At 60.6% G+C, this 18,791-nt stretch carries 13 protein-coding genes and 1 pseudogene; 5 read left to right on the plus strand and 9 right to left on the minus strand.

Annotated features, from left to right (window positions below; genetic code table 11):
- Window positions 1-85: 85 nt before the first annotated feature.
- The gene (locus NNX34_RS16215; RefSeq protein WP_370647282.1) at window positions 86-1,888 is read left to right on the plus strand and encodes an ATP-dependent endonuclease; all 1,803 of its coding nucleotides are present in this window, start codon (window positions 86-88) and stop codon (window positions 1,886-1,888) included.
- A 314-nt stretch (window positions 1,889-2,202) separates the two neighbouring features.
- Here the strand turns inward: NNX34_RS16215 and NNX34_RS14900 are convergent, their stop codons facing one another.
- From NNX34_RS14900 to NNX34_RS14910, 3 genes are all read right to left on the minus strand, one after another.
- Window positions 2,203-2,328 carry a hypothetical protein gene (locus NNX34_RS14900; RefSeq protein ID WP_255767308.1) on the minus strand — a complete coding sequence of 42 codons (126 nt, stop codon included), beginning with the start codon at window positions 2,326-2,328 and terminating at the stop codon, window positions 2,203-2,205.
- A 900-nt stretch (window positions 2,329-3,228) separates the two neighbouring features.
- On the minus strand, window positions 3,229-9,693 hold the full coding sequence (locus NNX34_RS14905) for an ATP-binding protein (RefSeq protein ID WP_255767309.1): 6,465 nt from the start codon (window positions 9,691-9,693) through the stop codon (window positions 3,229-3,231).
- Window positions 9,694-9,956: 263 nt separating this feature from the next.
- Window positions 9,957-10,304 (minus strand): hypothetical protein, encoded by a 348-nt coding sequence (locus NNX34_RS14910; protein ID WP_255767310.1) that lies wholly within the window; start codon window positions 10,302-10,304, stop codon window positions 9,957-9,959.
- Window positions 10,305-10,383: 79 nt separating this feature from the next.
- Here NNX34_RS14910 and poxB point away from each other — a divergent pair, with 79 nt between their 5' ends.
- The gene (gene poxB, locus NNX34_RS14915) at window positions 10,384-12,102 is read left to right on the plus strand and encodes a ubiquinone-dependent pyruvate dehydrogenase (protein WP_255767311.1); all 1,719 of its coding nucleotides are present in this window, start codon (window positions 10,384-10,386) and stop codon (window positions 12,100-12,102) included.
- A 31-nt stretch (window positions 12,103-12,133) separates the two neighbouring features.
- Here the strand turns inward: poxB and NNX34_RS16220 are convergent, their stop codons facing one another.
- Window positions 12,134-12,751, minus strand: a complete 618-nt coding sequence (locus tag NNX34_RS16220; protein WP_255767312.1) for a heavy metal-binding domain-containing protein — start codon at window positions 12,749-12,751, stop codon at window positions 12,134-12,136.
- A gap of 299 nt (window positions 12,752-13,050) precedes the next feature.
- On the opposite strand from NNX34_RS16220, the gene NNX34_RS14925 reads away from it, so the two are divergent.
- Window positions 13,051-13,296: a hypothetical protein gene (locus NNX34_RS14925; RefSeq protein WP_255767313.1), complete on the plus strand. Its 246-nt coding sequence runs from the start codon at window positions 13,051-13,053 to the stop codon at window positions 13,294-13,296.
- Between the two features lie 103 nt (window positions 13,297-13,399).
- On the opposite strand, the gene NNX34_RS14930 is transcribed toward NNX34_RS14925, so the two are convergent.
- The 5 genes and pseudogenes from NNX34_RS14930 to NNX34_RS14950 all read right to left on the minus strand — a co-directional run bounded on the left by NNX34_RS14930 (window position 13,400) and on the right by NNX34_RS14950 (window position 16,825).
- Entirely contained in the window at window positions 13,400-14,167 is a 768-nt protein-coding gene (locus NNX34_RS14930; RefSeq protein ID WP_255767314.1) for an SCO1664 family protein, read from the minus strand.
- Entirely contained in the window at window positions 14,167-14,727 is a 561-nt protein-coding gene (locus tag NNX34_RS14935) for a DUF3090 family protein (RefSeq protein WP_255767315.1), read from the minus strand. Before NNX34_RS14935 ends, NNX34_RS14930 begins: the two co-directional genes overlap by 1 nt.
- A 15-nt stretch (window positions 14,728-14,742) precedes the next feature.
- Window positions 14,743-15,444, minus strand: a complete 702-nt coding sequence (locus NNX34_RS14940) for a histidine phosphatase family protein (protein ID WP_255767316.1) — start codon at window positions 15,442-15,444, stop codon at window positions 14,743-14,745.
- A gap of 62 nt (window positions 15,445-15,506) precedes the next feature.
- Window positions 15,507-16,089 (minus strand): annotated as a pseudogene (locus NNX34_RS14945) (recombinase family protein).
- Between the two features lie 223 nt (window positions 16,090-16,312).
- Complete coding sequence (locus tag NNX34_RS14950; RefSeq protein ID WP_255767317.1) at window positions 16,313-16,825, minus strand: universal stress protein; 513 nt, start codon at window positions 16,823-16,825, stop codon at window positions 16,313-16,315.
- A gap of 794 nt (window positions 16,826-17,619) precedes the next feature.
- Here NNX34_RS14950 and NNX34_RS14955 point away from each other — a divergent pair.
- Together NNX34_RS14955 and crcB are read left to right on the plus strand one after the other, a co-directional pair.
- A complete protein-coding gene (locus tag NNX34_RS14955; protein ID WP_255767318.1) occupies window positions 17,620-18,177 on the plus strand; it encodes a CrcB family protein in 558 nt (185 codons plus the stop codon).
- Complete coding sequence (gene crcB, locus NNX34_RS14960) at window positions 18,174-18,551, plus strand: fluoride efflux transporter CrcB (RefSeq protein ID WP_255767319.1); 378 nt, start codon at window positions 18,174-18,176, stop codon at window positions 18,549-18,551. Before NNX34_RS14955 ends, crcB begins: the two co-directional genes overlap by 4 nt.
- Window positions 18,552-18,791 lie beyond the last annotated feature (240 nt).

Consider the following 18,791-nt stretch of genomic DNA (forward strand, 5'->3'; position numbering starts at 1 on the left):
AAACCTAAAGACACCCAGAGGCTACTGGGGGTTGCACGTGCCAGACTTCTCATAGACTCAGGAAACATCTTATGAGGGGGAGCACGTGCAGCTGCAGAGTATTTCGATCCAGGGTTTTCGATCTGTCGAGGATCTTCCTTTACTAAGCCTCGGATCTCCGACTGTTCTAGCCGGGCATAACGACGCCGGAAAGTCCGCCATTATTCATGCAATCTTGTTTCTCCTAGACGGCTACTCTCCTACCGAGTCAGATCGCACGTACGTAAGTAGTGATGATGGCACCGTTTCGGCCTCTTCGAATGGAGTGGTTGAGCGTGTGAAAGAAACGTTTGTCGCGGGAACATTTCACCTCGATAAAGCTGAAGAAAGTAAATTTGGTGCATCGCAGCTGCAGGTCCGTCGAATTCTTCGCAAAGGTCCCAAGGCAGCCTTAGAGGTGCTTCGGTCTGTTCCTGAGGATGCTCGTCTTAGGGAACTGGATACCCTCACAATTCCGCAACTCCAAGACAGGCTGGTGACCCTTGGGCTGGATCAGTCAAAAGGCAGCAAGTCAGATTACTTGGAACGTTTGAAGGTAGTGGCAGAGGGTGCGCCGCAGACGGATGAATGGATAAGTGCTGATCCCGGGCTTGGCAAGGCTCTTCCTGCTGGACGCCGATTCGACGCGACAAGCGCTGTTGACGCGGAGGTAGCGATCAAAGACACCCTTACCACGGCTTACAGGTCGCACTTGGAATCTGATGCATTTAGCGGCAGCATTCGCAGGGTTGAGAAACAACTAGAGGCGCAACTGGTCAAAGACGCCGAAGCAATCCGAATATATATCACGCAAAATGTACGCGACATCGGTGACGTGCAAATTAGGCCCTCCGTCAACTTTGTTGGCGCTAACGGGTTGAAATCGACAGACATCACTGTCACCAACCAAGCCGGTGAAGAGATCAACCTTCAGCTCTCCGGTGCGGGACGCGCACGACGCGTCGCACTGGCGACTTGGGAGTATAACGCAACACTCCTCGCTCGTTCAGGAGAAGACATTGTTTTGCTATACGACGAGCCAGACACTCATCTAGATTATGGGCACCAGCGTGAGTTGATGACTCTGATTCATGAGCAATCAAAGAATCCCAAAGTTACCGTAGTCATCGCATCCCACTCCATGAACCTAATTGATGGTACTGACATCAGCGACGTAGTGCATGTCAAGCATGAACAACACCGTACTGTCATTGAACGCCTTGCCGATGATTCTGAAGTCGGGTCACATCTGGGTGCTATCGCTGCAAGCGTCGGTCTCCGCAATACAGTCCTTCTTCACGAGCGGTTGTTCGTCGGTGTTGAGGGTGAGTCCGAGGCGCGTGCACTGCCCGTGCTGTTCAAACTCGCCACAGGCCGTCACCTTGAGTCCTCTGGTATCGCGATATGGCCCTGTGACAACAATGAAGGGGCCAGGCACTTTGCAGGATTTTTACACGGACATGGACGCAACGTCGTCTTCCTCGTCGACGAAGACTCTAAGGCGAACGCCAAGCATGTCTTTCACCCGGACAAGCTGCGCAACGCGGGACTCGACCCAAACCTACAGTGTTTCTATGTCGGAGATCCGAATGAGATTGAGGACATCTTTAGCGACGAGCAGTGGTCTACTGCAGCAAATCTGTACTGGCCACGCGTTGACGAGCGTCTCTGGTGCCCCGCTGACTTCAAGGAACACCGTGACGGGAAGTTCAGTAAGTGTGTGCTTGAAATGATCCGTACTCATGCAACACCCGCCCCTACAGGCAAACCCGACATGCTTGTGGCGTTGGCCCTGAGTTTAAAGGAGCCCGAGGATGTCCCCCGTGACCTCCGCCAAAAATTCGACAGGCTCGTCAACCTAGCAAAGTAAGCCGTCTCGCTCGCATGCGCGCGAGACGCTGCTCGGAGGTCGGCTCAACGTAGAAGTGGTTGCCGACCGCGCGGGTGAAGAACAAGCCGTGAGCCACTTGATCGCGACCGCACCATCGACAACCGCTCGGGACGGGTGCTGCCGCGTGACGAACTCGAACAAAAGGGGTGTGCATGATCCTTCCTTTCGCTAGGTTGAGGTTCCTTGATCGATATCGTCATCAAACCACGCAGCACTGACATTTCTCGTCCCGAACCGTTGTACCCACCTTGAAATTCCTATGCTGTACCGGAACGCTTTGAAGAACACGGTATTCAGGCCTGGTCGCTGTTGGACGGCACTGTGGCCACGTCGCGGGACAGCAAGGGGTTTGGGCAGCGCTTCATATGGGGCAGGAGTTGTGTCGCCGCCGTGGCGATAACGCTGATGAACCATGTCACTTCGCGAACTCTTGAAGGTGCTCTCGAAGCAGTAAGTGGAGATGTTGCTCCAGAAATGACTGTCTAATCAGGATCGAACCGACTTACTCATTCCGAGCTACTTATCAGCCTGGACGTTCCTCGTCATTGCTTGCTGAAGCTTGCACCAAGTCTGCAAGTTGATTGATCAGCCGATTGCAGTCAGCGATTGCAGTCCGAAGCGCTAAAGCGAGCGGGTCTATGGAATCGAAAGACCCGTCTGTCTTGCTCCTATGATCGTCCACACTGAAGAATTCGTTCCCCATACCGTCGTCGGCTGCGAGTCCGGCGGGGCTCGCGGATGTGGGCATAATCCTTATTTCACTGTCCGGGCTTGGTGTATCGCGAGGGTCAAGCGCCTGCCGCATCCTCACGCGCCGGATTAGCTGTTCAAGAGCTTGGACAGCTCGATCCTCCTCTGTTTTCGCTGTTTCCTTACCCGCTATTACCCATGACTCTTCGCATGAGATTGCCTCCTCAGCTGAGGCCGCTACGCATAGACGGATGAGTCGCCCGGCTTCGCGATCCATAGCGCATGCCGCCTGTAGGAGGGGATAGGTGGAGAGTGCTTGGACGCTGGGCACTTCCTGATCAAATGGCCGATAGAAAGCCCAAGGGTCCGGGTTGGGGTCTAGCCGTTCGATCGCTCGCAAAACGGGTTGCACATATGTGAATGGCTTGGTCCGGAAGGGGGCGCCAGCTTTGTGTTCCCATAGTTTCAGAACTACATCTCGCGTGGACGCAGCGAGTTCACGATCCTCGGGATCCTGCTCGCAGCGCGCAATTAGTTCTGCTAGATGGTGCGACATCCAGCGGCCAACGACATCGCTGGGATCCAAGGCCTCCGCGAGGTCACGTCCAAGTTGTAGAGTGCGGTCAGCGTTAGAACTCATGGACATTTCCCGTCGTGTCGATCAAGAAGTATTTCGTGTAAGGGCGCAGGAGGGAAAAGTGTTCCTCGTCATCGTTATATTTTGAGCCGCGAACCGCAGAATCATTCGAGCGCCTCATAATTTCGACTTCCACGATGAGCCATCGATCGAGCTTGTCCAGCACCCCAGTGAGCCAGGAGAGGTTGGCAGTCAGGGTATCGCCAGAAGACCCAATAGCGTTCCTCTCGTCACTTAGGTCATCCCATGTTGTCTGCTCGATTACGATTTTCTCACCTTCTCGCCAGAGGCGGAGGTCCGCGTCCGGGGCCAGCGATTCGAGGGGCTGTATTCCGTTAGTGGGACGGATGGGCGGGTAGCTGACCGATTTCGCATACGGATCCTGCCGATCACGTCCGGAGGTATATCCGCTAGGCTCGATCCATCCAGTGAGTTCGAATCCAGGGACGCTGGACTGGAATTCGCTGTCGGAGGTATCAGGGATTCGATAGGCATGCTTGTCAGGGGATGTTTGTAGCGTTTTCAGTAGGGCGGGGGCACTTTTGGCGGTCACGAGAGCCGAACGAACACTGACTGTTTCGCGTTGCGAGTAGTGCGCAGCAGATCGGAATCCCCACACGACAATCTGTTCGGGCGCGAGGAATAATTCCTGTCTGAACCTAGCGGGAGTGATCCGGTATATCCAGTACGGGTCGCGGCGCCCAGCCCCTAACCCCGAAGGGTCCTCTGACTCGAGTCGAGCATACTCCGGTGCGGCATCGCGTCGATCAGATAGCCAACGTCCGTCGTCGCGGCTGGGGATGTGCCACTCAAGGAACCGGGAGTATTCGGAACTTCCTGTCTCTTCGTCTTCGTCGTATCGCTGGACGACGGGTCGATGCTGCAGGAGGACGCCGGCGACCTCGCATAGGCCCTGAATTGCCAGATAGAAGTCGAGGTCTTCTTCTTCTGGCCATTCCCCTTTGTGGGTGTAGGCGCCTTCAGGATACAGACCGAGTGAATGGCGGTTGTCATCCTCGCGGCGACCACGCGATGACACTGCCCAGTGCTCGACCAACACTTCCATGACAAGGCGCTCGATCGAGCGTTCGCTTAGCCCGAAGGCATCTCCGAGCGGATTGCACCAGTATTGACGAAAATCGAAAAAGAACCTGAACCGATCATCGTCCGCATCATCGTCCGCAGCCGATTGGGTTGCCAATGTAGCTGAGACCTCGTTAGCGACTTTTTCCGCGGGGAATCCAGGAATGAGGCGGCGGGAGTCTCCTCGTCCGGGTTCGTTTCGGGCAGGCTCTGGCCGTGAAAGAGTGTTTGTTTCGGAATTTGTCTTGACCTCTTTCTGGGACGAGACCTCCGCTATGGAGTCGGGGCGGGTCGTGCCGATAGGTCTGCCAGCTTGCTCAATTCGGTTCTTTTCAGCGGAATCGAGCGTGATCAGGCCAGCAGAGTGAAGACGAAGTAGGCTATCACGCGCCAAGGGTGTGTTCACAGCATGGGGTGTGCCGGCGACGACCTTCATCAGAAGGTCCTCACAAAGTGCTGCCGTGGCCAGCCCGATTGGTTCGACCGTCGCGCGACCGATCCCAAATAGCAGCCATTGGAGTGCATGTCTGTCATAGAACTCTAGGCGGCTGTCGAGAAAAGGCCCGGGATCGATCAGCCCAGAGGCCAGGTCCAGAAGGGACGAAACTAAGCCAGTATGGCCGAGGGTGAGAGCTAAATGGACACTATGTGCGGCTTCCCATCGCGTCTTCCCTGCGGGATCTCCGAGCGCGGTCCATATGACGGTGGCGAGAGCTGTCTCAGTGTCACAGATCTCTGTCGTTATTCCGTGAGGATGATGTCCGTCGTGGGCATCTAAAGGCGAAGGGTCGTCGAAGTATGAGGATGCAACGTCGAATAGCTCGAGGGCTTTATCAACGGTGAGGCGACGCCCCAGATGCGTGGCCAGCGCGTACGCCTGATCGGCGGTGAAAGACTGTTGTTCTGCCAACGCTCGACTTGCTATGTGCTCGTAGTCGGTATGGCGGCCACTCAGTACTCGTGCGCTCTGATAGTCGAGAGTGTCCCAGGGAACAAGAAGTAGGTCTGGAGCGAAACGAGCGACCTGTGTCGATAAAACTTCATCTAGTGCAGCCTGTGTGGCCATCGAAACCGACCGACCTTGCAACGAATCCAGCAGGCTGGAGAGATCCTGGTACTTGGTTGTCGGACACGCTATGAACGCTCGCAGGATCCCAGGCACCGACCCCGCCATATCGGCTACGTAGCTGAAAAGGTCTCGTCGGAGGTACCCCTGATCGTCGCGTTGCAGTGCAGCAGTCCAACCGGCCGCTGTCAGGAGGTCGACGTCCACGAAGGAGGTTTCTGCATCCTTGCCGGGGTGATCGTTGGTTGTGAAATGGTATGCGGAAGCGCTGGAGGCCTGGAGCAGCGAGGGGTCGATGTGCGCGATGGCTGTCCGCGGCACGCATGACAGGTTGAGGAGCTCGTCGAGGGCGTCCGTTGTCAGTTTATTGTTCCGTCGAAACCGGAGGTAGGTGACAATCACTGGCGTTGCGTCGTCCAGAACGGTGGTTAGGGCCGATCCCAAAGCAGTGTGGTCCGGGTAGCAACTCCCTAGAGGAAGCAACACAAGAGCGGCCAAAGGGTCGCTGTTCAACAGCAGCGCAGGGTTCGTTGTAATCGCGTTGGCTAGGTCCTGAATCGGAGATATACGCCGGTCGCGCCACCGCGACCCCGCTGCAAGAGCCTCGGGCAATGAGAGGCGGGCAGCGACGGAAAGGGCATCAGTATGCGACAAATAATCGTAGAGGTAAGGCTCTAAACTCTCGCCGATCTGGCACAACCGGTAGGCACGGGCAGGTTGGGAAAGGGTACCCTGCCCGGCATGACCTGCGATGTCTAATAGCGTCTTCCAACGCACCCAGGCGTCGTCGCCGATGGCATTCGTGATGTCGATAGCCGCCTGAAAATGGACGATAGATTCTTCGGGGGATATTCGGTGCGTAGCCCGAGCGAGCTGAACGAAGTCGGATGCGAGTTCACCTGCGTCCTCCCTCGCGTTGGCAAGGTCCTCATGGCAGCGCCTGGCAAGTTCGAAAGACAGCCCATGGTTTGCGGGGTCAGCGGCAGTCTGTCGAATAAGGTTGATCAGAGTCCGTCGCATGATTATGTCTTTATTCCCGGCATGGTAGGCGAGCACCGCCGCAGGATCGGCGATCCCTGGAAACCGAGCAAGTGCACGTCCGATGAGGAGCATGACCGTGTTGACTTTGGTTTGGTCAATCCGTTCTTGGCGCCAGGCGGGAGGTGCTTCCTGCAGGAACTCGGATATGCGCTGGCTGAAGCCCTCAGTTTTTTCGGGGGTTTGATCGAGAATAAGATCGACCCACGCGGCGGCCCAAGAGACTAGCGGCTCAACGTTTGTCCGGTAGGCGCGCAGATCTTGAGATGATTCGAATTTCTCACGTTCGCGGGCTTCCCGAATGTGCGGACCTTGTATGTCGATAGGGTCGATCACTCGTCCTTCGAAACGAGCGCACAGGGTCAGCCCAAGGACTGGAGACCATATGTCCCGGTCGTGCCACGATCCGGTTTGATACCCGAGGTTCTCGGGGAGGTAGCCGCGCAAGAGCTGGGCGGCTGCCGTGGGAGCGAGAACCTCGCGGGCGACCGCTTGCCCGGTTAGCCATATGATGGCGGTTAGGCCGTTGTGAAACGGATCGTCCGATGTGGAACGTCGATCTGCAAGACCGTTCAGCTTGGCCGTTCTATTCCTTTTCAGGAAAGGCCGGAGGAGGTGCGCCACGGTTGCAGCGTCCATGTCCACATCACGCTCGGCGCAGGCATGAGCAATCGCGAGTTTGAGGTGGAGCCCCCGGGCAGAGCGGGCCAGCTCGACAAGCTCGGCAAGGCGTCCCGCGTCAAGCAAGCGCCGGGCAATGTCCACTCCCACGTCATAGGCGAGGCTACGCGGTCGCCAACTTCGCAGGAACTGTACACAGGCGGTAGGGCCAACGGCATTGAGCAGCCCCCAGCTGACTTGGAGGAAATCTGAGTTTTGTACACCTGATTTTGAGCCGTCGCGGTGTGCTTGCCGTATCCAAGCATGCATCCAGGACATTGCGCTTCGCAAACGGTTTCGGGCCTGGTCGGTCTGCCCTGCGGCGCTGGCCAGAAGAGCGCCTTCTATAAGCAGATTAGAGTTGGGCCAGCCTGCCGTAAGGCTCCGGGTCGCCATGAGTTGTTCAAGCACCGCAGGATCCAGGAACCGTGCGGCCAGGTCTGTGTTTTCGCGGATTAAATCGAGGCGGCGTGTGCGTCCAGCGGTTAGCGCTCCCAGGCGCAGTGCGAGCTGCGCAGCTTCGAAGTCACGGTCGGCCCGCAACGCGGCTGCCAAAGCGAAATGGGTGCGCTGTTGAGCGATCTCACTCCGCTGGATCTCGTTCCGTTGTGGGGCGGGAAGGTCATTGTCAGGAAGTCGGTCGTCAGACAGGGCGAGCTGAACGAGGTCATCGAACCGGTTAGCCTCGAAGAGCAGTGCGGGCAGCGAGGCGGCAACATAGGCATCCTGGTCAGCGATCGGTGAAAGTCGCTCGATGAAGGAGTCGAGGTCTTTCCCTGCAGGACGGTAATGATTACGGAACCACGTTTCGGTAGGCTCATCACGGAACTGCACCGTATCGCCGTCCACGAGAAGCGGACGCCCCAAATCCGAGATGAAGCTGAGTACGACGGACGGGTGAATATTGGCCAGTTCAGCTAGAACGCGAACGGGGATCATGGGCCGCAGGGACGCGAGACCAACGCAAATCGCATCAATATCAGAGGACGAGGCGTGCTGTCTGTCGCGGAGCTCGGCGACATGCCGTTCGATAAAGGAGTCAAGTGCCTGTCCGGGCGAGGTCGGATGTGGTGCCAGCCATGCTAGGGCTTCGCGGAGATCGTTAGTCGCGTCCAGAACGGCTGCCTGCACTCGAGGATTGTGGCTAGTTTGGGTATGAAACTCCGAGGCATCTGCGGCAGAGACATTTGGGTAGGTCGTTCTCAGATGGGACAAGGTCTCATTGAGGTCGAAACCTTGCAAAGGTATGTCCTGGTAGTCGGCCGGGAGTCCTAATAAACCGATACGTTCAGTGCGGCAAGTCAGGACGAGTCGGACGTTTTCGGGGAGCGACTCGCGGACAAGCCCGCGGACGAAGGAGTGTTCGCCCATTTCGTCGGCGATCATGGCGGCGTTGTCAGCGGCGTCGATGACGATCATGAGTAGGGCGGCCGGGGCTGTGGTGGCGACTGATTCGGCTGCCTTAGTGAGCTTGCGTATGAATGCGAGGGCGTAGTCGGCGTCGTCGGCGCTGGCGGAGGGAATTAGGGGATCACACAGTGCGCGTCCGGCGAGCTCGTTAACAAGCTGAACAAAACCCTGTTTGGCTCGGTGGCGCGGCGCGCTGGGACGGCGATACGAGCCGTTGCCGAAGCAGTCGAACACAACGGTGGTAGAGCCGTTCGGCAACTTGCGTCCCAATGCGCCGGCAAGGACGCTCTTGCCTACCCCGCCGGGGCCATGCACAACGGTCAGTGCGTTGTTGGACTTCTGTATCTTTCTAGCGACGTCTGCGAACTGACGCCTGTCAAGTGGACGTGTAGGCGGTGCAATGAGGTTAGGTGCGGGCAGGAGCTGGTCCTCAGAAGTCTTCAGGGAGGCTAACACATCGGTGCGGCGCACTGCAGGATTGTCACCGGCGATGGAGGTTGCCCGACTGGAGATCATCTCCCGCAGCAACAGCGCTTGTTCCCCCGGCGCGCCGGGCAGCAAGTCCGCAACTTCGAGGTCAAGGAGGTGACGGAGCTTGAGGAGAGAGGGTGCGCGTTCGTCGATTATCAACCTTTGACACAGGTCGGAGATTTCGTCTGCGGTAATAATCACCAGGAGCCGTTCGCGGATCGTTCTAGTCGCCGACGAGGGGACTCCGGTTCGAAGGTCGGTGAGCGCCTCTATGGCGGAGACAGCGGCGGGTCGGTTACTGACGAACTCGAACTGAACACGATCCAGAACTGTCTGGTGCTTGGCCTTCAAGTCTCGGTATTTGCGAGCGAAACCAATCAGCGTTTTCGTAAGAAAGGAAAGCGTCCAAGGACTATCGCCGTGCCGCGTGGAGTGTTTGAACTGGCGATACACGACACGCTCTGTGCGGGAAATGTCGCTCGATCCCCAGTACTCCGCGAGGTCGATGACCTCGTCGCCTGTACCGATATCGTCGTCAAGATTCACCGCATTGTCGCTGGCACTGACTGCGACAGTCCCTGTCGTTTGTTCACTGGGATCAACGGCCTCGACAAAGAGCGCATGTAGTCCGGAGTCTTTGTCGAGGAGTCGTAGGGATTGGCGTGCTGCCCACGTGTAGTGAAACTGGTCGCCGTCACGACTCGGGCGAAGAAGGTCGGGCTCGCTCATCGTGAGGCTGTCACGGACCTCACTGATGGGAAGCTGAAACTCTGCAGCCTTCGGCTGACAGGAAATCGGGGGGCGTGCGAGAGTTCCGAATATGAATTCAAACCAAGGATATGGGTGCCAATTAGGCGCCAGTAGGGTCCGGCGTACGTCAAGACCCATCCTTCACGCCCGAAAAGGCCAACAAATATGGCCGCCACCTAGCTACCACCTCCCGAAATCCACAGGTCTCCATGATGCCACTTCGATGAACGTCGCGATTCAATTTAGGTCATAGTGTCTGTCGGGACGTCGAATACGGCCACCCGCCCGAGCATCGGGGTGTCCTGGTGGACGAGAGAGACGATCCGTTTTCCGTCCTGGCCATGGAGCACCTCGTTCCGGTCTGAGGCCGGCACCGTGTCGGGCAACACCGGGTCCACGGCGTTCTGCTCCGGATCGGTCTCCTGCCAGAGCCGGACCATCCGTTCCCACGGCGGGCCTCGTCGATGCTGCCCAGGAAGGTGGACGCCGTCGTCGTCCTCATTCACCTCTTCAAGCGCGCAGGGGACGATGACCACCACCGCCGTCCTCAGCCCCAGCCCAGACTCGTCAGGCTGGCGGGGCACAAGCATGTATCGCCGCACCTCTGGCACAGCCCGATCCCGCCGCCTAGACTGACGGCCATCTGAGCGCGCCGAACTGAGGAGCAGCATGCCCACGATCGCCGAGACCGTTGTCCACAATCTCGCTGCCAATGGGATCCAGCGGATCTGGGGAGTTCCCGGCGACTCCCTGAACGCGGTGACCGAGGCCATCCGTCGGGAGAAGGGCATCGAGTGGATGCTCACCCGGCATGAGGAGGAGGCCGCGTTCGCTGCCGCGGGAGAGGCTGCGCTGACGGGCGAGCTCGCGGTGTGCGCGGGCAGCTGCGGTCCCGGCAACATGCACCTCATCAACGGGCTCTACGACGCGCACCGAAGCCGGGTCCCCGTGCTCGCGATCGCCTCGCACATCCCGAGCGACGAGATCGGCAGCCAGTACTTCCAGGAGACCCGACCCACCGAGCTGTTCCGTGACTGCACGGTGTTCTGCGAGATGGTTCTGAGCCCCGAGCAGATGCCGCGGCTGCTGGAGATCGCCATGCGGACGGCCATCGAGAAGAGGGGCGTCGCCGTGCTCGTGATGGCGGGCGACACCGCGCTGGAAGACGCCGCGGATGAGCGGGTCTTCACGGTCCGCCGCACCGACCCGGTCATCGTGCCCTCCCCGGCGGAGCTGAAGGAGGCAGCAGCCACCCTGAACTCCTGCGGGAACGTGACCATCCTGGCGGGTGCCGGCGTCGAGGGGGCGCGCGAGGAGGTCCTCGCCCTCGCCGATGCCCTGGGTGCGCCGATCGTGCATGCCCTCCGCGGCAAGGAGGTCATCGAACACGACAACCCGTTCGACGTCGGCATGACCGGGCTCCTCGGCTTCGCGTCGGGATACCGGGCGATGGAGGACTGCGACGCGCTGCTGATGCTCGGCACCGACTTCCCGTACCAGCAGTTCTACCCGAAGAAGGCGAAGATCCTGCAGGTCGACATCCGGGGCGAGCAGCTCGGCCGCCGCGTGCCGCTGACCCAGGGCATGGTCGGCGGGGTGCGTGCGACGGCGGCGGCGCTGCTGCCGCTGCTCGAGCGGAAGTCGAACCGCACCCACCTCGAGAAGTCGCTGGACCACTACCGCCGCACCCGCGCGCAGCTCGACGACCTCGAGAAGCAGGGCCCGGGCACCATCCATCCGCAGCACCTGGCCCACCTGATCGACGAGCTCGCGGCCGATGACGCGGTCTTCCTGCCCGACGTCGGCACTCCGGTCATCTGGGCGTCCCGGCACCTGCACATCGGCGCGCGACGGCGCCTGATCGGCTCCTTCTGGCACGGCACCATGGCGGCGGCCACCCCGCTGGGCCTCGGCGTCCAGGCGGTGGACCGGAACCGGCAAGTGGTGGTCCTCGCCGGCGACGGCGGCCTCGCGATGATGCTCGGCGAGCTGCTGACGGTGGTGCAGCATCGGCTGCCGATCAAGATCGTGGTGTTCGACAACGCGGCGCTCAGCTTTGTTGAGGTGGAGATGAAGGCGGCGGGCATCGTCAATTTCGGCACCGGGCTGGAGAACCCGGACTTCGGTGCGGTGGCGCAGGCGGTGGGGATGCACGGCGAGAGCGTGACGCGCCCGGAGGACCTGGAAGGCGCCCTGCGCCGTGCTTTCGCGTACGACGGCCCCGCGCTCGTCTCCGTCGCGGTGGAACGGCAGGAGCTCTCCATGCCGCCGAAGATCAACGCGAAGCAGGCCACCGGCTTTGCGGTCTACGCGATGCGCACGGTGCTCGCCGGCAACGGCCGCGAGCTCATCGACCTGGCAAAGGCCAACGCGCGGCAGCTGCTCTGAGCCTGCCAGCAGTCAGGCACAAGAAATTGCATTAGTTCTTTTCGATTACTACTGCGTTGCCGTTTGCAGTCACTGCGAAGAGGAACGGGAGATAGAGCGTCCCGCCAGCGCTGGATGCAGTCTCAGGGTCCAGCGTCAGGTAGTCGAAGTCCACTCCGATCACAGCGTTGCAGCCCAGAGCGTATGCCGCTTCCTTCAACTGCGCCAAGGCCTTTTGCCGGATATCTGACAGCCCTGCGAGCAAATCCGCGCCAACGTCCTTGTTTACTCCGCTAAACCACCCCTGTGTAGGGCGGTCCATGGACACCGCACCGTCACCCGAAATGTAGCCGGAGTACTTGGTGATGCTGTACCCCTCAAAGTTGAAGCCCGAGGTGATGAACATCTTCTCAATCGCGGACTGCTTCGCTAACGCAGCCTGCTCTTCGACGGCCCGCAGGGATGCCAGGCGTTCCTGCTCCTGGCCGAACAGGACCTTCTGCTGAGCAAGGTACTGGTTGAACTGGCGAACCATTTCGTTCGTGTCGACGCCATCGTCGACGCTCAGGCCGGTCATTCCGGATTTGAATTGGAACTCCGACTGCTTTATCCAGCGGTCAAAATCCTCCGGGTTGAGCTGGTGGCTTTTAACGATGTCTCTTACCTTCACGGGATTCCTTACCGTCGATATGCGGGGTTACGTTGGCGCGGCTGCCACGAATTGAATCGCAGGGTACTGACCCGATTCTGGGAACAGAATTAGATCGAGCGGCATCTGGAACACTCATCCAGGTGTGTGCTGAAACGCTAAACGCCGCGCAGGCTTGTCTATTATGCGGAGACTTCAACGGTTCGATCCGCAAGGCGCGCCGGCATTAGGTTCAGTTGGAAAACCCCGCTTTCCTGAACGTCTTTTTCATATGGGCCGTGGGATAGGCTGTGCCGGTTGTCATCTTCAGGGGGAAACTGATGAACCGTCCGCACCCGGTCGCCGGAATGTTCGCCGCCACACTTGTGCTGTGGCTTGTATCTGTCGGCTGCACACTATTTGCCGCGTTCACGGTTGGGATCGACCCGGCCGACGGATTCGCGGGGCAGCAGTCGCTGCTGGCAGTCTTTGCCGCTGTTGCCGCTGTAGGAGCAGGCATCTTTGCCATATGGACTGGATGGCGGGCCTGCCGGGCTCTGGATTATCTGGTGCGCACCGCGAGGTGACCTGTGTGGGGAGCTTGGGGCCGGCACCGAATGGAACGGCCGTCCAGTTAGGGAAACCGGCAAAGAAATTGCACCCAACTTGTAGTGCCCGAGTGCCGCTGACTTAGAACAGCGGCCAGGGCACCGCAGGCATGGCGCCGCTCGGAGCCGGGAAAACCCCAGCCGAACGCAACCGGGCGCACCGCGCAGCAAACGAAGCAACTTCCTCAGCAGTGAGCAGCTTCGCCAGCTGCGAGCCCAACTCACCCTCCAACCCCGAGAGAACCCGGTCAACACCCGCAAGTTCCTCGGCACTCAGCGCATCGCCGATCCAGCCCCACAGCACCGTCCGCAGCTTGTGCTCGCTGTGGAAGGTCAGCCCGTGGTCCACCCCGTACCGGTGCCCGCCGCTCATAGCCAGGATGTGGTCGCCTTTGCGGTCGGCATTGTTGACCAGCACGTCGAACACGGCCATCCGCCGCAGCGCCGGGGTGTCCTCATGAATGAGGGAAACGATCCCTCCGCTCTCGTCCTGCCCCTGCAGGACCTCTTTCCAGCCGCTGTCCGGAACGTCCTCCTCCGGTACCAGGTCCACCGCAGTCTGCTCCGGATCGGTCTCCTGCCAGAGCTGCACCATTCCCTCGCCGAACCGGCCATCGCGCAGCCAGGTGCGCGGCACAATGTTCCAGCCCAGCACCTCCGACACCAGATACGCGGCCACTTCCCGGTGCGCCAGGCACCCGTCGGGAAAATCCCACAGCGGCTTTTCGCCGGCGATCGGTTTGTAGACCACGGCGGCGTCGCCGATACTGCCCAGGAAGGTGGCGTTGGACGCCGTCGTCAGCCGTCCGGTGAGCGTGAGCTCCGCGGTGACCAGGTCCGGTGCCGGCATCAGGACTCGGGGAAGGTGCAGGTGTGCCCGTCGGGATCGATCGGCTGGCCGCAGATCACGCAGATCGGACGCCCGGCGCCCACCACTTCCCGCGTGCGCTTCGCGAAGGCCCGGGCGGTGCCGACCGGCATCCGCACCCGCAGCACCTCTTCGGCGTCGTCCGTCTCGTCGTCGTCATCCTCGAGGAAGCCGTCGTCGTCCTCATCCACCTCTTCGAGGGGGTAGGCCTCGATGACGACCTGCGCCGTCGTCGGGTCCCAGCCCAGGCTCATCACGCCGGCGCGGAACTGTTCCTGCACGGCCTCGAGATCGTCATTGTCCACGAGCTCCAGGGGAGTGCTCGCGGGAACGTGGAAGGGGTTGCCGTCGACGGTCATGAGCTGGTCGAGGATCTCGTCGATCTTCTCGGCGAGCTGGGCCGACTGCAGCTTCTCCAGGGCGATGCTGACAATCTGCTTCCCGGTGCGGACCTGCAGGTAGAACGTGCGCTGGCCCGGAACGCCGACAGTGCCGACGACGACGCGGTCCGGCCAGTCGAAATCGTGAACGGTTGTAGGCATAGAACTACTCTAGGCTCATCGGGCCGGCGGTGCCGCGTGACCTGCACCACCGCCCACCGGGGCGTCGTCCGACGTCGGCCTGGCCGCCAGCCAGGACAGGTCCCCGGCGTCGGTGTTGGTTGCGAGAACGGTGGGGCGCCCCGTGCCGTAGTGCACGATCGACACGGAGGCCGGACCCACATTGATGCGCTGGAACATGTCCAGGTGCATGCCGAGCGCGTCGGCGAGGACCGACTTGATGATGTCCCCGTGGCTTACCGCCACCCATACGGCCCCCGGCCCGTGCTCGGCCTCGAAGGCTGCATCGTGGCGCCGGATGGCCGCCACCGAGCGGGCCTGCATAGCGGCCATCGACTCGCCGCCGGGAAATGTGACGGCGGAGGGCTGCGACTGCACCGTCGCCCACAGCTTCTCCTTCGCGAGCTCCTCGAGCGTGCGGCCCTGCCAGGAGCCGTAGTCGCACTCGGTGAGGCCGTCGTCAACCGGCGTGTGCGGGGTGCCGGGCTGGCGGTCCAGGATGAACTGGGCGGTCTGCCGGCAGCGCTCAAGCGGGCTCGACACCACACCGACCAGGGGTACGACGGCGAGCCGGTCGCCGGTCGCGGTGGCCTGGTCGCGGCCCACCTGGTCGAGTTCGACGCCGGGGGTCCGGCCGGCCAGCACACCGGAGGCGTTCGCTGTGGTGCGGCCGTGCCGCACGAGGATTACTGTTGCCATCCCCCCAGCCTAGTCATGCGGGTGGCGGAGGGACGGACGGTGAGTGGGGCCGGCGTCGTGCGTTAGCTGTCTGTGGGGCGTGTTCGTTGGACAATGCGGTACACCGTACTTCGAGCGACTTTGAAGAGTTCAGCGATCTCGGAGGTGGTATGTTCCCCTGCGCTACATAGGGAGACCACGTGTGCTTCCTGCAGCTTCGAGAGTTTGGGCTGCTTACCGCGAAGCCTGCCCTTGGCTTTGGCAACCTGCATGCCTTCTCGGGTTCGGGCACGGATGAGGTCGGATTCAAACTCGGCGACCATTGGGAGGACGTTGAAAGCAGCCGCCCGACAGGGTCCGAGGGATCATGGACGGACCCGCCGATACTCAGCTTCACGTTTTTCTTCGTGAGTTCTTCGATGATGTCGCGAGCGTCGGGAAGAGAGCGGGCGAGTCGGTCGAGTTTGGTGATGACCAGGGTGTCCCCGTCACGCACCGCTGCCAAGGCCTGGCGTAGCCCAGGCCGGTCACGGTTGGTGCCGGTCAGCCCGTGGTCGGTATAACAAGGTCCGAGGGGACGCCGAGGGCTGCAAGTTGGTTCTGCTGGACCGTGAGGTCCTGCTGACTCGTGGACACCCGGGCGTAACCGACGATGTGGGCACTCATGGTTGCGAATGTAGCGATTGGGCTACCTTCATCGGGCGTATGCCCGGGCGGGGTATACGCGAACCATGAGGTCAAACAGGTATCCGGGCATGCCAATGCCAGTAAGTGCGCTTGCATGTGCCGCGTAGAAGGACCGGCCTGCGGGCAGATTGTGCTCCCTTTGCATTCGGGCAGCCTCTGAGCGCGACTCGGTGTGCCGAGAAACAGGATGAGTGTCTCTGATTTATTTCTCCCTTTTCCAGGGTAGGTCGGCATCGTCGATGACCGGGTGTTGAGGGACCATTACAACCGGGCGGTGTTGGTGGTGGGCAAGATGCACCGCGACGGAACCGTTGAGAAACCTTTCAGCTTCACCCCGGATACCGGATTCGCGTGTTCCAACCACAATCATGAGCACGTCCAGCTCGCCTGCCAGTCGGGCAAGCTCCTGCCCGGGGCCACCCGCCAGCGCGCGGACAGACCATGTCACGGGCCGTGAGTCTAGGATTCCCGCGATCTCTGCACGCAACTCAGGATCAAAAACCTCGGTCTCTTCAAAAGGCAGGTCCGGGTTGATGGGCACAGACACCACCGAACCGTCAGGCCGTTCCTCAACCTTGTCGCTGGAGGCATCTACGTTGGCGCAAATCAAATCTGCCCCGAAATGCTCGGCGAACGCTGCCGCTTCCTTGACCACCGAGGCAACAGTACTTCCGGTTACAACACCGACCAGGACCTGAGGTTTGGGATTGGACATGATGTGGACTCCTTTGTGTCGGGCCGTCGTCGTCAGTAGTTCGCATGAGGCGGACGCCAAGGCCAGCCATCAGCGGGGCTACCTCCGCGGCGTAGGCTTAGACCTCCTGTTCGGGCCGAGGGTCATATGCTTCATGCGGCGCGGGTTGCTGGTGGTGGCCTGAATCGCCAGGTACTGCACGGGACTCCTGCCTTCGGCGCACTAGGGGTAATGAGATAAGAACAGTCGTCGAAAACCAACCCTCAACCGCGCGGATTGAGGGAGCGAGCGAGCATGGGAGGATGAAAGCGATACCGGTAACTTATGGTGTCACGGCGGTGGGGCTCACCGGAACCAACCTCGGCATATGCGCCGACAACAGTCCCTATCTCAGCATTTGCATGCCCAGAGATAGGAAATGATGACCGTGAAATCGAACCCCATCGGCCAGCCGGTGCCACTGCTCCTGTGTGTGGGCCCAGAGCAAAAACCTCATGCTGTGGAAACCGCTGCGAATCTGGCACGCGTCTCGGGGGCACAGATCGCCAGCCACCGTACTCGTCACTGCTCAGAATCACCCGCAGGAGGATCCTCGCTCTGGGAAGGCCCGGCGTGTGGGCAACAGTGGTGCTGCACCCAGCGCACCGCCATACCGCTGGACGCCCTTGGACCCATGGTTTTCCCACGCCCGGATGCTAACCAAACCCGCCCCGGCGCTATCTGCCTAATGTCTCCGCCCCACCAAATATTCGGGGCCACCAGCACTGTGGGCACGAGGCATAGAACATCCGGACCGAGACAAGGAGGAACCTGACTTGCGCGACCATACCGGCGCCCACCCGGACGCTGCGCAAGGCCGAGGCTCGGACAGCCAGTTCCCCGAAAGACAACAGATTGACGCTGCACAGCTGCCGGTCGATATCGATGGTGCAGACGACAACGCTGCGGACGCGCCTCCACCGGCGCATGTGCAATGGCGGTATGTCGCTCTCGTTGCCGCCGGCGGGGCCGCCGGAACCGGGCTGCGTCAAGGGCTGTCCCTGCTGTTTCCCCCTCCCGGGGAGGAAGGGGTCCCCTTCATCATTGCCGGGATTAATACCTTCGGTGCTTTCGTTCTGGGTTTTCTCCTTCAATCCCTGCTAAGCCGCGGCGACGACACGGGCTGGCGCCGTGCTCTGCGCTTATTCGGTGGTACCGGTGTCTTGGGCGGCTTCACAACCTACAGCGCGTTGGCCACCGATGCCGCCCTGCTCCTGCACCACCATCCCGCAGGGGCGGTGGGTTATGCCCTTGGCACCGTGCTGTTGGGCGCCGCGGCTTCCTTCGCGGGGATCGCCGCCGGGACTGCCCGAAACCGAAAGGAAAACCAGTGACACCGCTGCTCTTCGCCGGGATCTGCGCCGCGGGCGGGTTGGGCGCAGCGCTGCGGTTCATACTCGACGGGACCATCAAAGCCCGCACGCAAATTTCTTATCCGGTCGGCACCACGTTCATCAACGTCACCGGTTCCCTGCTCCTGGGAATCGTCACCGGAATGGCGGCCACCCTGCTGCTGCCCGACCCTGCAAGGCTGATGATTGGCACAGGGCTGCTCGGCGGATACACCACCTTCAGCACCGCCAGCTTCGAAACCATCCGTCTTGCTCAGGAACACCGCGTCCTGCCTGCCCTGGCCAATGGGTTCGGCATGCTTATCCTCAGCACAATTGCCGCGGCCGCCGGATACATGGGGGGAACACTTCTATGATCCCCAGCTGAACCAGCCGGACATACCGTTCCTCCGATCAACGAGAGTCCCGACAGCCGATAGGCCCGTACCGTCACGAAAATCGTCCCCCCGATGACCGACCTCCGTTTGTACCGCTGAGGAATCGGTCAGCGGGACCCTCGGAGTAAGTGGTTGATGCAGTACCCGAGCGTAACGAGGCTGACGATTCCTAAGAGGACACTTCCTGGCCAGCCAACCGCTGGCTCCAAGGAGCAAGTG

Origin of the sequence: Arthrobacter sp. zg-Y1116, assembly GCF_024385485.1 — a bacterium.
Classification (GTDB): Bacteria; Actinomycetota; Actinomycetes; order Actinomycetales; family Micrococcaceae; genus Arthrobacter_B.

Coding starts and splice junctions, on each gene's coding strand:
- NNX34_RS14925 (WP_255767313.1), top strand. CDS start 13,051: ATGAACCGTCCGCACCCGGTCGCCGGAATGTTCGCCGCCACACTTGTG.
- NNX34_RS14905 (WP_255767309.1), bottom strand. CDS start 9,693: ATGAGCGAGCCCGACCTTCTTCGCCCGAGTCGTGACGGCGACCAGTTT.
- NNX34_RS14940 (WP_255767316.1), bottom strand. CDS start 15,444: ATGGCAACAGTAATCCTCGTGCGGCACGGCCGCACCACAGCGAACGCC.
- NNX34_RS14910 (WP_255767310.1), bottom strand. CDS start 10,304: ATGCTTGTGCCCCGCCAGCCTGACGAGTCTGGGCTGGGGCTGAGGACG.
- NNX34_RS14930 (WP_255767314.1), bottom strand. CDS start 14,167: ATGCCGGCACCGGACCTGGTCACCGCGGAGCTCACGCTCACCGGACGG.
- NNX34_RS14935 (WP_255767315.1), bottom strand. CDS start 14,727: ATGCCTACAACCGTTCACGATTTCGACTGGCCGGACCGCGTCGTCGTC.
- NNX34_RS14950 (WP_255767317.1), bottom strand. CDS start 16,825: ATGTCCAATCCCAAACCTCAGGTCCTGGTCGGTGTTGTAACCGGAAGT.
- poxB (WP_255767311.1), top strand. CDS start 10,384: ATGCCCACGATCGCCGAGACCGTTGTCCACAATCTCGCTGCCAATGGG.